Source organism: Prevotella pectinovora, from assembly GCF_041323955.1.
Classification (GTDB): domain Bacteria; phylum Bacteroidota; class Bacteroidia; order Bacteroidales; family Bacteroidaceae; genus Prevotella; species Prevotella pectinovora.
The window spans coordinates 1,449,736-1,463,641 of sequence record NZ_JBGLIV010000001.1; the positions used below are offsets into that span (position 1 = coordinate 1,449,736).

A 13,906-nucleotide genomic window follows, 5' to 3' on the forward strand; every position below is an offset into this window, starting at 1 on the left:
GGTTTCATTCCCCACGGTGTGGGGGAAATCCGGAATCATCTGTTATGGAAATCTATCTCTGTGGAATAATTGTCAAAGTCCACGTTTTCGTATCCATATTCAGCAAAGAGCTTCTTGATATGCGCCTGCTGGTTGGGATTGAGTTTGAGCTGACCGAGCTTATAGCGGTAATACTGGCTGTCGCTGCCGAGATATTCCTTCATCGTCTCGCGCAGGGATTGGGCATCACGCACCTTGACATCGATGAAGAGCGAATCGAATCCCCATGCCATTTTCACCACACGCAGAGGAACGAACCACTTGCACTCTCCATCAGCCAAAACGTCAGGAAACATAGCATAGTCCAGCCTGATTGCCCGGTTCTTGCATTTGGTACACTGATAACGGAGACACTCCGTCTTCTTCTCACACTGCTCCAGGAAGCAATAAACGATTCCCTTTGGAGTCTTGCCTTCTTTAAAGGCTTGTTCAAGAATCTTGATGTTTTTCATGGTTGAAATAATTAATGAATTAATGACGCAAGTTTTCAACTTGCAAAATCTGTATTAAAAATAAAAACGGTCATTTAACCGTGAATATCCTGTATCTATATCTTATCGCATTAGCACTGCAAATATACGAAATAATTTCCATACAATGACACTTTTGTGATACTTTTATGATACTTTTCTGTAAATTATTCAGAAAAGTATCATTTTCATATAATCCTTGTGTTCAAGGACTTATGCAAGCTGATGCCCCAGGAATGATACTTTGACACTTTAGGCTGATGAAACTTATACGTGTGCGCGATAAAAAGCCATACGGAAGGAAGACAACATTATCCTGATTCTGTTCGCCACAAAAAGCAAGTCAATTGCACAATTTTGTCTCATTTACGCAGAAAAAGAACAACCCTGTAGTTGTGTTTTCTCGTAAAAATCAGTTATCTTTGTAAGCGAAATGGCAATAGCCATAATTACGATAAAAAAAATACAAGTAAGATTTGCCAGTACTCGCTCCTGTTCTTGCCAACAATATATCACGATTATTCACAAGATAGTTATCTGTCAAAATCCCATCTGGAGAAACGATGTCCTTATCTGTGTAAGTGGATGATGCTTCGTCTATATCCGTGATACGAATATATTTGTTTACACCATCATAGTTTTTTGCAGCAGTGTTCATGCCATAGTCAAAACCTGTTGCAATATCACCAAATTTTGTTTTTACCCACTCTCCCTGAAACCCCTTAAATCTGAGATTTGGGACATAAGAGGTCTATTTTCTCTAATTATTATGTACACCTTCAAAATTAAGGATTACAATGACAAAAAAAACAATTAGGGAAATTGCGTTGGTTTGGAAAAGTGACAAGCAACGCTACGTAAAGCAGTCTACATACGCTGCTTATGCGTTGGTTTTGGAGAACCACATTCTGCCATCATTTGGCGATTGTGAGGCTCTGAGTGAGAAACTTGTACAGGAGTTCGTTTTGCAGAAACTCAATGGCGGACTCAGCATCAAAACGGTGAAGGACATCTTGATTGTCCTAAAAATGGTGATGAAGTTCGGAGTAAAGAACGAATGGATGAACTATTGTGAGTGGGATATCAAATACCCCACGACAGAGACCAACAAGGAAATAGAGGTGCTGACGGTGGCACACCACAAGAAGATCCTCGATTTCATCAAACAGAACTTCACATTCCGCAACCTTGGTATCTATATAAGTCTGACCACAGGCTTGCGTATCGGAGAGATTTGCGGTCTGAAATGGTCGGACATCAACACCGACAACGGCACAATTACCGTGAACCGCACCATTGAACGCATCTACATTGTGGAGGGCGAACGCAAGCACACGGAGTTGGTCATCAACACACCCAAGACCAAGAACTCATGCCGTGAGATACCGATGAACAAGGAACTGCTGGCGATGGTGAAACCACTGAAAAAGGTGGTAAATACAGACTTCTATGTGCTGACCAATGAGGAGAAACCAACCGAACCTCGCACCTATCGCAACTATTATCATCGGTTGATGGCGCATCTTGACATTCCTCGACTAAAATATCACGGACTGCGCCACAGCTTTGCCACACGCTGCATTGAAAGCAACTGCGACTACAAGACCGTAAGCGTACTGCTCGGTCATACCAACATCACAACAACCCTTAATCTCTATGTTCACCCAAACATGGAACAGAAGAAAAAGTGCATCACCAAGATGTTCAAGTCTTTGGGAAAATAGGGAAGAAAAATAGCATAGGCAATAAAAGGCAAAAGGATGAGGTGACTCCACATCACCCCATCCTCCGCTTACTTGTCTATGTATGATGCAACAAAATAAACAATTGAAATGACCGCTTAAAGGAAACACGGCAAGACCTCATCCGTATTTTTTCTTCCACAACCGAACCAAGTTAATGATAAAATCCGTAAATTTGCATTATCCCAAATCCCGAGACAAGGAAAGCGGATTTTAGCTTCATCGAGATTGGAGCACAACCTAAAATTTCAATAATAAGCAATAACCATTAAATCAAACAACAATGACAGTTCAGACATTTCAAAAGGGCAAATTCTACACGCTGCCCATCAAAGCCTTAAGGGAAGAAGGCAACAACACTTTCTTCATCGTAAACGCCAACAACAGGGAGTATGCAATCCGAATGTTCGATTTCCAGAAATCCGACAAAAAAGTATTGCAAATGGAGGAATTGCCATGTATGGTTAAAGACATACACGGCGACAACATCGTATTCGTGCAAAACTTCGCCCGGATGTTCGAAGACATTTATATATCTGGAAAGGTTTACCCATTCATTGTAAACAAGGAAGCCTATAATCCGAATAACGAGTTCAGGTATTATGACATAAGGGATTACAATGGTGTGCCCTTCAGAATAAAATGTGAAAAGAACACATTCTTAGTGCCAAACCAGAAAATCAGATGTATGGTGTCAAGGCCAAGCCTGAACAAGATGATTCTGATACTTGAAAACACGAAAAAGGACGTTATTGTAAACTGCATAAGCCCCAAGGAACTGCTGAGGAAAAGCGGCATCGAAGAAAGGTATCAAAGGTTTATCCTGTACAGTTTTGCGACCAATCCCGGATTTGAAGAGGCAAGGGAATATTATGAACAAGGCAATCCGGAATGGGTGATAAAGGCGATAACAGCCATCGTGGAAGTGGAACAATGGCCGAACCTTTCAAATAAAAACAAAGAAATTCTACTCTCATGCTACCACAGAATTTGCCTTTATCTGCTTGAAGATTCCGATTATCTGCATCAGTTCAACGAGTCGGAAAGGGAAAATTTCCAGACATGGATTGCCGACAGGGTGACGATGTCTGAAACTTATCTTGAATGCCTTTCGTTTATCGGCGAAAAGAAATGCAGCGAAGAGACAGACCTGATACTCAGGAAAATCCGCAATTCAGGATATATTTACCACCCACACAAAAGGATGCGGCTGCTGATTGCCATGTTCTCACTCCAACCGGAACTTCTGGAAGAGAAGATCGACGCCATCCTTGACCTGCTCGCAGAAAAGGCAAAAGAATGGAAAACGGCATCATTCAACGATGCCTTCTCCAGCTTCCTTCAGTTCTATGTCATGTCTAATATGGAGAAGACAAACCGCGAGGCAGTAATCGACAACGAGCAGAACAACTTGCTGCTGAGCCGCATGGTGCGTTCTATATGCTATCTGCTCCTGATGACCAACGGCAAGGACATAAACGTGGCATTATACCGTTCGCTGCTGTTCCACTATCTGTCATTCACAAGGAGCAGAAATGTGCTTGGCGACAACGACCACACCCACAACCTCGCCGAACAGCTTGCAGACAGGGCTTTCACCACCCTTGTGGTGTCTGAAGACAAGATGAAAGACTTCTCATGGGGCAGGGATTTCAGACAGACGGAACTCCTGGCATACCAGATGGCGGCAACCAAGGCAAGCAGCACTACCTTCCTCACACGCTCATACGAGGCTCATAACGTGCGCTTCACCGTAAGTGCCGACAGCATAACAATAGCGAGGTCTTCTTCTGCCTCAAAAGAGAAGAACATACTCCCGCAGGATTTCCCTGGATGGTTCAACCTGCAGATATTCCTTGACCAACCCGGAAAATACTCTATCGGAAAGAAGGCAAAGGTAAGAATGTGGAAAGACTATTGGAAGAAAGTTGAAAACGCCCTTTTTGAGGAGAAGAAGACGCCATCCATACACCCCCAACGCAAGATTGCCCCAGAGGTGGGCACAACTGTCACCATCAGAGTGCTCTGGAAGGACGAGTACCACCAAAACAGGTTTTACTGCAGAATTGAGGATGACCAATATGAGGGCGAGGGCTGGATTGACACATACCAGAAAGGAGGCTCCATCGGTCTGTTCCATTACGACCCACAACTGGACATCGATTCTTTCTACATCGACGGCAAGCCTATCCTGTTCAAGGCAAGGGTGAATTCCGTTGGCAGCCCAAACGACGAGGTGCGCACCTATATGTTTGACGCCGTGTCATTCATTGACGGGCTAATCAAAGACCAGGTTAGTTTCGGCGAAGAGTCCGACTGCACCATATTCTACTACGATCCAAAGAATGATATCTTCTGTGGTGTTACAGAATACGGCTATGGCATCTTCATACATCCCTCTGATGAGTTCGCCCAGTTAAACATCGGCGACACGGTAAGTGTTCGTGTGACTGACGCTTCCCGTCCAAACGCAATACAGGGAGAAATAACCGGTATTGGAGAAAAGGCGGTTGTCATCAAAGAGGCAGCAGAAAGCGTGCTTCATGAGTACAAGGATGAGCTATACGAGGAAACAGAGGAAGAACTGGAAGAAGAAGCGATGGCGGCATCTGAAGACATCTTCGAACTGGACTACATGAAAGAAATCATCAACATCTTCGACCATAAGGCGGTGTTGGAAACCGACAATATCCGTGCCTATGCGTTCCTGTCGATAGCCCACATCCTGTCAAAGATGATCGACGACAAGGCGATGATGCAATATCTGGAACAAAGGCAGCACTTCCTCAGCATACTGGAAGACTATGGCGAGAATGGCAAGATTAACGACGAGGAACTTGAAGCATTGGGCAATGACTACGGCGACATCGTTGAAAAGTTCCCTATCCTCAAGCAGCGCCTCTCGGAAATGAGAATCGTGAACTGCTTCGGACAGCAAGACAAGAACCCGTATCTGTGGAGCATGGTGAACGACAACGAACCTGACAACATTCTCAGCAAACTCTCGCGTCTGATGCTGTCATACAACATGGCGGAAGGCTTTGGACTGCAGGAGCACCAGAAGGCTATCATAAACAAGATAAGGGGCGTTCTGAACGTGAACGTAGAACTTCCGCAAATCTACTCGTTCGGAGAAGAGAACCAGACCACAGAGTTCAAGACATCAATCGTGTTCCCTCCAAACAACAATATGCGTGCGGATATCAAGCAACAGACGTTCAACATCATGAAGGTGATCTGCGGCATGGTAAACGCATACGGTGGAACCCTCTATCTCGGTGTCTACGACACAGGCACCGCCAAGGGTCTTGCCGACGACCTGGAATTCTTTGAAGATAGCAAAGACAAGTTCGACCTCTATGTCAGAAACCAGATTCGCACTTCTCTCGGCGATTCGGTAAACGCCTCTGTTGTCATTGAGCATCCTGAGGCAGGCAAGCACTGGATATATGCCATCAAGGTGGCTGCAAGCAAGACTCCGATTCCTTTGCGGCTCGACAACAATTTCTATCTGCGGGAAGGGTCTTCAACACATCTCATCGACCAGTCGCAACTGATAGACATCATGAAAGAACGAAACTTCGCCCAATACGACACAAGAGTGTCGGAACCGGAAGAAGAAGACGATGTTCAGGAAACTGCCGAGCAGGAGGAAAAGAAGGAGCAGACGGTCAAAATCAAGACAAAGGCATTGCCTGACGACATAATCGGCACAAGTGAACTGAGAAGCAACATCACAGAAAACTGGGTTGACGGCTATGGCATTGACACTTCCTGCTATCTGCGCATACAATCAATCGGAAACTGGTGCATGCTGGACGAAGTGGAATGGGAGGACGGCATCCTGACGCTCGCCATTCATGACGATGAACTTGAGGGCAGTCTGATTGTCGTATATGAAGACGGCAAGGTGAACAGGATTCCTATGGACCAGCTGACAGACAAGAGCAGAGGCAGTTCATACAAGATGTATGCACAGAGCAAACCAATCTTCATCTGTCCTGCCCGTAAGGATGACGCTCTGCTTACAGCATACGAGGATGACAAGGGGAAACAGTTCCTCCGTCTTGACGATGTTTCAAACATAGAAGAGGGAAAGATGCTTTCTGCCGGCAACACGCTTACTGACGTTGGGTTCTCCAAAATATTCTTCTGTGAGATCATTGCCAAAGAGTATCACGAAGAACTGCATCGCCTGCACAACCTGAAACGCAGCTCTCTTGGTTTCCAGGCTCTGACCAGCTACGGACAGAAGGAGCAGGAAGTAATGAGAAAGATAGGCATAGAATTATAAGCCTCATCTCAACTGACAATGAATAACGCAACTCAGGCAATAACGTTTGAGTTGCGCTTTTCATCTTGACATGCATCAAACCGATGTTTCACATGGCCCAGACAGGCTCTAAGACAAAGAAAATCCATAATGCTTACAAAAAGTAAGTTAAAACGGCAAGAAACAGCAAAAACCTGCTATGTAACATATAAATTTATTTTGTTACAAGCCAAAAACGCTATAAACTTGCAACAGTTATCCTGAATACAATCTTTTTACCTTAGAAGCTAATACCTATTGAATCAAAAAACAGCTCTCTGTGAAGAAAGCTGTTTTTATTTTTTTATCCTAAATCTGTAAATAATCAACCTTGCATTATCCTCAGGACCAGAATCCCGGCAAGCCTTAATTACCGATTTCGGAATATATGAAAAATCTACGGAAAAGAAACTCCAGTTAAGCCTCAGCCATACCAGGAATCTCCTCTGCGCAAGAAACGCCGGTGTAGGTCAGAACAGGAAGTTCGCCGGTCAATGCTCCGAAAGCATTCTCTGCCAACGACTCCATCTCGTTCTCTCCCGGCAAAACGACTACCTTACAAAGATATTCTATCTGCTCCTTGATGTCGGCAACGCAATAATCGCTGTATGCTATACCACCTGTAAGGATAATGGCGTCGCATTGTCCCTTCAAGGCAACGAACATCGCTCCGATCTCCTTTGCCACGGTATAATCCATAGCTGCAACGAGAGTCTTGTATGGCTCCTTGCCTTCAATAGCCTTCTCTTCGATGGTAATCATATCTGATGTACCAAGATATGCTGCAAGACCAGCCTTGCCATGGAGCATCTTCTTAACTTCATTGAGGGTATATTTGCCGCTAAAGCATAAAGTAGCCAATGCCTCTGAAGGAACTGTTCCGGCACGCTCCGGAGAGATAGGACCTTCACCGTTGAGGGCGTTGTTGACATCAATCACGAGTCCCTTGCGATGGGCACCTACTGAGATACCACCTCCCAAGTGGACAACGATAAGATTGAGCTCTTCGTATTTCTTGCCGATAGACTTGGCGTAACGGCGGGCAACAGCCTTCTGGTTGAGAGCATGGAAGATTGACTCACGCTTGATGCCTGGAACGCCGGAAACGCGGGATTTCAACTGGAACTCGTCTACTACGACAGGGTCTGCGATGAAAGCAGGACAACCACACTCCTTGGCAATCTCGTCGGCAATGATAGCTCCGAGGTTGCACACATGGTCGTGCTTGGTATGAAGCAGGTCGTGCTTCATCTTCTCGTTGACAGCATAAACTCCACCCTTGAGTGGGCAAAGCAGACCGCCACGACCCATAACAGCATCGAAATCCATAGCGATACCCTCGTCTTTCAGACGCTTCACGATGAACTCCTTACGATACTCATACTGATCTATCGTCTGATGGAAATGAGCGATTTCATTGAGGTCGTGATGGGCACCACCGGCCCAAACCTGTTTTCCATCTTCATAAATAGCCAACTTGGTAGAAGTGGAACCTGGGTTGATAGCAAGTATTTTCATTAAGATTAATATTGTATAGTTTTGTAATATTGATTACTTGTTAACCTTGTCTGCCAAACAAGCAAGGGCAAGGCTGTTGAACTTAGACTCTCCGCTGTCGGCTCTTGAAGCCACTACGATAGGAGCGGTTGTTCCGCAAAGCATTCCGGCTGTCTCTGCCTTGGCAAACAAGGTGAGAGTCTTGTAGAACACATTTCCTGACTCGATGTTCGGGAAAATCAGAGCGTCGGCATTTCCTACTACAGGAGAGCTGATGCCCTTGATTGCACCACTGTCTGAATCGCAGGCTGTCTTGACATCCATAGGACCATCAACACAGCAGTCGCCATACTCGCCATTGCGTGCCATCTCCTTCATTGACTCATAGCTCAATGTGTGTGGGAACTTCTCGCTCACCTTCTCTGTGCAATGGATAAGGGCAACCTTCGGGCTTTCGGCACCGAGACTGCGGCAAACTCCGAGAACATAACCAAGGATAGCCTTGAACTGCTCGTCGGTCGGCCGTGGGCAAACGGCAGCATCTGAGAAAACGAGAAGCTTGTCGTATGATGGTATCTCTACAACTGTCACGTGTGTCATCACATGGCCCTTCTCCAGAAGACCATATTCCTTGTTGAGCACAGCGCGCAGGAGATTGTCGGTATTGAGGGTACCCTTCATAAGAACATCAGCTCCACCATCATGAACGAGCTTCACGGCATAGGCTGCGGCATCGTCAGGTGTGGCTGTCTCATGAACGGTAACATGATCAGGATAGTCTGCAAGGAAGCGGTCGATGAACGGTGCTCTCGTACCTCCAAGCACGAGGGTGAAATCAACGAAACCTTCTTCCAAGGCGCGGTTAATCACGTATTCAGTATGTGAGTCATTTGGGCAAACAAGTACAACTTTTTTTCTGTTTTCCAATGACTGCAAACGATTAATTAAGGTGTTAAAATTTTTAAGTAACTGCATAAACTTATAATTTTTGTGCAAAAATACATCAAAGGACTTTTGAAACAAAGCCAAACTACACATTTTTTTGTCGTTTGTGCAGATTTCCGACTTTATGTATAATAAATGCGAATTTTGGAACACACGGCAATATTTCGCAATTTACAAATAGTCAGCACCTGATGTGTTATATAGTACACTCATTCACGGTTCGGTTGACAAATGAAAGTCAGCTGTTTCCGGAATAAAGACAAGGTAGAGACGACTGGCAAAAAATATGACTGCAAGCAATTGAAATTTGATGCAATTAACGTAACAATGATCATTGGAAGTTAAGGAAAAACCGACAAAAACGATTTTATACGTACAAAATTCAAGTGTTAATATATTTTTTAGTACTTTTGCAGACTTATAAGAAAAATGAATCGAAAAATAATGAATAAAAGACAGTTCAGAGGTGCCCTGTTCGACCTTGACGGCGTGGTGTTCGACACCGAACCGCAATACACGATATTCTGGGGCAACCAATTCAAGGAATACTATCCAGGAAGCCACGAGATGGAAAAGCTCATCAAGGGGCAGACCCTTGTGGAGATATACGACAAATACTTCCCTGACCCATCGGTGCAGGAAGAGATAACAAGAAGGCTCGACAGGTTTGAAGACGAGATGAAGTTTGAATACGTCAGAGGCTTTGAGGATTTCGTAAAGAACATACGCAAGAACGGCGTAAAGACTGCCGTCGTGACAAGTTCCAACGTGATGAAGATGAAGAACGTGTATGCCAAGCACCCGGAGTTCAAGGGGTATTTCGACGAGATTCTCACTTCAGAAGACTTCGACGAGAGCAAACCGTCGCCAGACTGCTATCTGAAAGCCGCAGAGCGTTTCGGACTGACTTCTGACGAATGCGTGGTTCTGGAGGACAGCTTCAACGGACTGAAATCAGGAAGGGCTGCAAAAATGTTCGTAGTGGGATTTGCAACGACAAACTCCCATGAGGCAATAGAACCATACTCAGACACCGTTGTTGACGACTACGTTGGCTTGAGTTACGAAGGAATAATGAAATCATTGGGACAAGATGCCTGATGAACATAATAATGAGTATAAACCAATTAAAGAAATAAAAAAACAAGAAAAGAAAATGTCAGGTTATTTAGTAAGCGACAACCGAAAGGTTACGACCCATCGTTTCATCGAAATGAAGGAGCGTGGAGAGAAAATCTCAATGTTGACGTCATACGACTTTACCACAGCTGGTATCGTTGACGGTGCCGGTATCGACGGTATTCTGATAGGCGACTCTGCCTCTAACGTGATGGTGGGCAACAGCACTACCCTACCTATTACGATAGACCAGATGATATATCACGCAAGTGCCGTGGCAAGAGCAGTAAAAAGAGCTCTCGTGGTATGCGACATGCCGTTCGGAAGCTATCAGGTGGACAGAAAAGAGGGCGTGAAAAACGCCATCAAGATAATGAAGGAAAGCGGATGCGACGCTCTGAAACTTGAGGGCGGAGTGGAAATCATTGATACCGTGAAGGGTATATTGGATGCCGGCATCCCTGTTATGGCACATCTCGGACTGACTCCGCAGAGCATCAACAAATTCGGTACTTATGCCGTGCGCGCAAAAGAGGAGGCTGAGGCTGAGAAACTCGTTTCTGACGCTTTGCTGCTCCAGGAAGCAGGATGCTTCTCTGTGGTATTCGAGAAGGTGCCGGCAAGTCTTGCCACAAAGGTGAGCAAGGAACTGACCATCCCTACAATCGGTATCGGAGCCGGAAACGGAACCGACGGACAGATTCTCGTGGTGGACGACATGCTCGGAATGACAAAGGGATTCAGTCCTAAATTCCTGCGCAGATATGCCGACCTCAACACTGTCATGACCGACGCCATAGGCAACTACATAAGAGACGTGAAGAGCAGCGATTTCCCCAACAGCGAGGAATCGTATTGATATTAACTAAAACAATGCCAAATGCATACTGACTTCTGGAAACTGACTACTTCTACATTTTTCATTGCCGCGGCAATGTATATGCTGATTCCGACAATGCCGGAGATTCTGTCTTCTGTCCTGGAACTGTCACAGACACAGATAGCATCATGGACTGGAATGCCGGGAGTATCGGTATTCGCCTTTGGCTTATTCTGTTCATATCTCATCCAGAGATACAGACGCAACAAAGTCTGCATATTGTCAACGGCATGTATGGCGCTGACAATTCTGGCAACGACGTATCTGATGGATGAATTCCTGCTCAAAGGAATAATACAGGAAAGTCCCGTCTTCCTCCTCGCGACAAGGGGGTTGATGGGAGCTTTCTTCGGTTTGTCGCTGATGATTCTCAGCAGCACGCTGACAATAGACTGCTGCGACTCTGACCACCGCACAAAAGCAAACACCATCATGGCATGGACGCATCTGGCGGCAATTCCTGCCGGAGGATCAATCGGACTGCTGATGGTGATAGAATCCAACATACAGAATGTGCTGTATACCGCCATGGCATCTTGTTTCATCGCGATATATATAATGTCGAGCATCAAGTTCCCGTTCAAGGCCCCGGAAGAAACCCTGAAGAGAATGTCATGCGACCGTTTCTTCGTGGTGTCAAGTCTGCCGATCATTATCCCGAACATCGCCATCGGCATAGTAATAGGAACCGTGATCATCTGCATAAGACAAATGAAAGAGTTTGCCGGCATATTGGCTGGTATTCTGCTGGCAATATTGGCAATATACATCATCTTCTTCCGCAAATCACAGGCCACGAAATGCAAATTCACTCTCTGTGGCGGAAATCACACCACTACAATGCTGCCAGCCATAGGCTATGCGCTGCTTGCGGCATCGCTGATTCTGGCAATAAGGGCATTGACAGTAAATCCCTTGCTGCATCTCATCTGTATGGTGGCATCAGGAGCGGCGGCAACGATACTGATGTCTGTACATCATTCATGCTTCATCGAGACAGCAGACCATTGTCAGCGCGGCTCTGCCTTGAGCACATATTTCCTGACTCTGGAATTGGGAATAAGCATAGGATTATTCACAAGCTTGATGACCGCAGCCCCACAAAACCCTGTCTGCGAGTTTACAACAAACAATATTTACTACATCCTGTTGACAAGCAGCATTATTGCAGCATTGTCATATTTCTTCATCACAAAAAAGTATATTTCTGACAAGATAGAGCGGAATATGTAAAATAGAAATCAAAAATCAAGTGATTTTCAAAAAAAGTCCACGGATATTTTGCAGATTAAAAATAAATCCCTACCTTTGCACTCGCAATTCAGAAATATGGCTCCGTAGCTCAACTGAATAGAGCATCTGACTACGGATCAGAAGGTTACAGGTTTGAATCCTGTCGGAGTCACTAAGAATTAGATTTCATCAAGAGGTGTTTACGAAAGTAAATGCCTCTTTTTGTTTTATAATCTCCACAATAATTATTAAACCCAAATCGGTCATTAGGGCTTGCCTGGATTTTGTTTTTTAGAAGAGTGGATTTTGTTTGGCTTTTAATGAGTAATAGCGGGCTATTGCGAATTAAAAACAAGCAAAAGACGCCTTATAAAAGCAAAAGACTGCAAGCAGTTATTAAAATTATACATTAAACGGGCTAATGACTGATTTGGGTTAAAACCAAATCGGGGACTGCTGCCGGATTTGGTGACGGAAACCACGTCCTTCGTTTCCCTTTTTACATTTTTTATCCCAGCACGGCATTTTGCTTCCGCATAAAAGACATACCTTTGCATTATTGAACATCATATAATTATTTGAGGTATAAATTTGACATTGAGATGAAAAGGAAAAATACAGTTACAGGATGGCTTGTGGCATTTATTGTCGGCGGATTACTACTGACAGGATGCTCAAAACAAGCGAAGAAGAAGGAGCAGAAGACAATCAAAACGGAGACTATCACCGTGGGCAGTACAGCGCTTGGAGAAACTAAAGATTATGTCGGGACTATAGAAGAAAAAATAGGGTCAACACTAAGTTTCGAGATTGCCGGCAACATCACTTCCATAAGAGTGGATGAGGGAGACAGAGTGAGCAAAGGACAAGTGCTCGCCACCATAAACCCGACCACAGTGAGGGAGGCTCACAAAAGTACGATGACTGCTCTGAAGCAGGCGGAAGACGCATATAGGAGATTTCTGCCCCTGCATAAGGCTGGAACGATTTCCGAACTGCAATGGGTGGATATTGAAAGCAAACTGGAACAGGCGAAAGCGGCAGAGAGCATAGCCCGCCAACAACTGTCGCACACCACGCTCACGGCTCCTTTTGCCGGAGTGATAGCCTCAAAGAATGCGGATTTGGGAACGTACGTCCTGCCAGGACAACCCGTACTGAAGTTGGCTGATGTGGAACAGGTAAACGCGAAGGTTTCTGTTCCTGAAAGCGAGATATCACATCTACGCATCGGCGACAAGGTGAAACTGACGGTTGCTGCACTTGACAATGCTGTATTCTATGGAACGGTTTCGGAAAAAGGCATCGACGCCAATCCCATATCACATACTTATGACATAAAAGTGGGTATCGCCAACACTCATGGGCGTCTTCTCCCCGGCATGGTGTGCAACGCCAACGTTACGGGCGGCGCAACAAAAGAACAGGCGCATATCATCGTGCCACCACAAAGCATAGAACTGGATGTGGACAATTCTAGATTCGTTTGGACTGTAGTAGACGGGAAGGCGCATCAGCAGCGTGTGGAGACCGGCGACTTCGAAGGGGACGGGATTATAATCCTGTCTGGACTGAAACCAGGCGACCAAGTTATAGTAAACGGCCAGCAGAAGGTGTCTGAGGGAATGAGAGTGGACACCGGCAAGGGTATGGACAGATAATGACGGAA

The 13,906-nt window shown here is 45.2% G+C and carries 9 protein-coding genes and 1 tRNA gene; 7 read left to right on the forward strand and 3 right to left on the reverse strand.

Annotated features, from left to right (window positions below):
* Positions 1 to 35: 35 nt before the first annotated feature.
* Positions 36 to 491, reverse strand: a complete 456-nt coding sequence (locus tag ACDC99_RS05760; RefSeq protein WP_022315688.1) for a DUF6078 family protein — start codon at positions 489 to 491, stop codon at positions 36 to 38.
* Positions 492 to 1,306: 815 nt separating this feature from the next.
* Between ACDC99_RS05760 and ACDC99_RS05765 the strand changes: the two genes are divergently transcribed.
* Positions 1,307 to 2,233 carry a tyrosine-type recombinase/integrase gene (locus ACDC99_RS05765; protein ID WP_370756148.1) on the forward strand — a complete coding sequence of 309 codons (927 nt, stop codon included), beginning with the start codon at positions 1,307 to 1,309 and terminating at the stop codon, positions 2,231 to 2,233.
* A gap of 301 nt (positions 2,234 to 2,534) precedes the next feature.
* Positions 2,535 to 6,545 carry an AlbA family DNA-binding domain-containing protein gene (locus ACDC99_RS05770; protein WP_370756149.1) on the forward strand — a complete coding sequence of 1,337 codons (4,011 nt, stop codon included), beginning with the start codon at positions 2,535 to 2,537 and terminating at the stop codon, positions 6,543 to 6,545.
* Positions 6,546 to 6,980: 435 nt separating this feature from the next.
* On the opposite strand, the gene buk is transcribed toward ACDC99_RS05770, so the two are convergent.
* Complete coding sequence (gene buk / locus ACDC99_RS05775; protein ID WP_044066241.1) at positions 6,981 to 8,081, reverse strand: butyrate kinase; 1,101 nt, start codon at positions 8,079 to 8,081, stop codon at positions 6,981 to 6,983.
* 33 nt (positions 8,082 to 8,114) lie between these two features.
* The gene (locus ACDC99_RS05780) at positions 8,115 to 9,035 is read right to left on the reverse strand and encodes a phosphate acyltransferase (RefSeq protein WP_022316216.1); all 921 of its coding nucleotides are present in this window, start codon (positions 9,033 to 9,035) and stop codon (positions 8,115 to 8,117) included.
* Between the two features lie 414 nt (positions 9,036 to 9,449).
* Here ACDC99_RS05780 and ACDC99_RS05785 point away from each other — a divergent pair, with 414 nt between their 5' ends.
* From ACDC99_RS05785 to ACDC99_RS05805, 5 genes are all read left to right on the forward strand, one after another.
* Positions 9,450 to 10,106 (forward strand): HAD family hydrolase, encoded by a 657-nt coding sequence (locus tag ACDC99_RS05785; protein WP_288763027.1) that lies wholly within the window; start codon positions 9,450 to 9,452, stop codon positions 10,104 to 10,106.
* A gap of 55 nt (positions 10,107 to 10,161) precedes the next feature.
* Positions 10,162 to 10,983, forward strand: coding sequence for a 3-methyl-2-oxobutanoate hydroxymethyltransferase (gene panB / locus ACDC99_RS05790; protein WP_022316214.1), 822 nt, complete (start codon positions 10,162 to 10,164; stop codon positions 10,981 to 10,983).
* 21 nt (positions 10,984 to 11,004) lie between these two features.
* A complete protein-coding gene (locus ACDC99_RS05795; protein ID WP_370756153.1) occupies positions 11,005 to 12,237 on the forward strand; it encodes an MFS transporter in 1,233 nt (410 codons plus the stop codon).
* A 98-nt stretch (positions 12,238 to 12,335) separates the two neighbouring features.
* Positions 12,336 to 12,409, forward strand: a tRNA-Arg gene (locus ACDC99_RS05800).
* 430 nt (positions 12,410 to 12,839) lie between these two features.
* A complete protein-coding gene (locus ACDC99_RS05805) occupies positions 12,840 to 13,898 on the forward strand; it encodes an efflux RND transporter periplasmic adaptor subunit (protein ID WP_044066244.1) in 1,059 nt (352 codons plus the stop codon).
* Positions 13,899 to 13,906 lie beyond the last annotated feature (8 nt).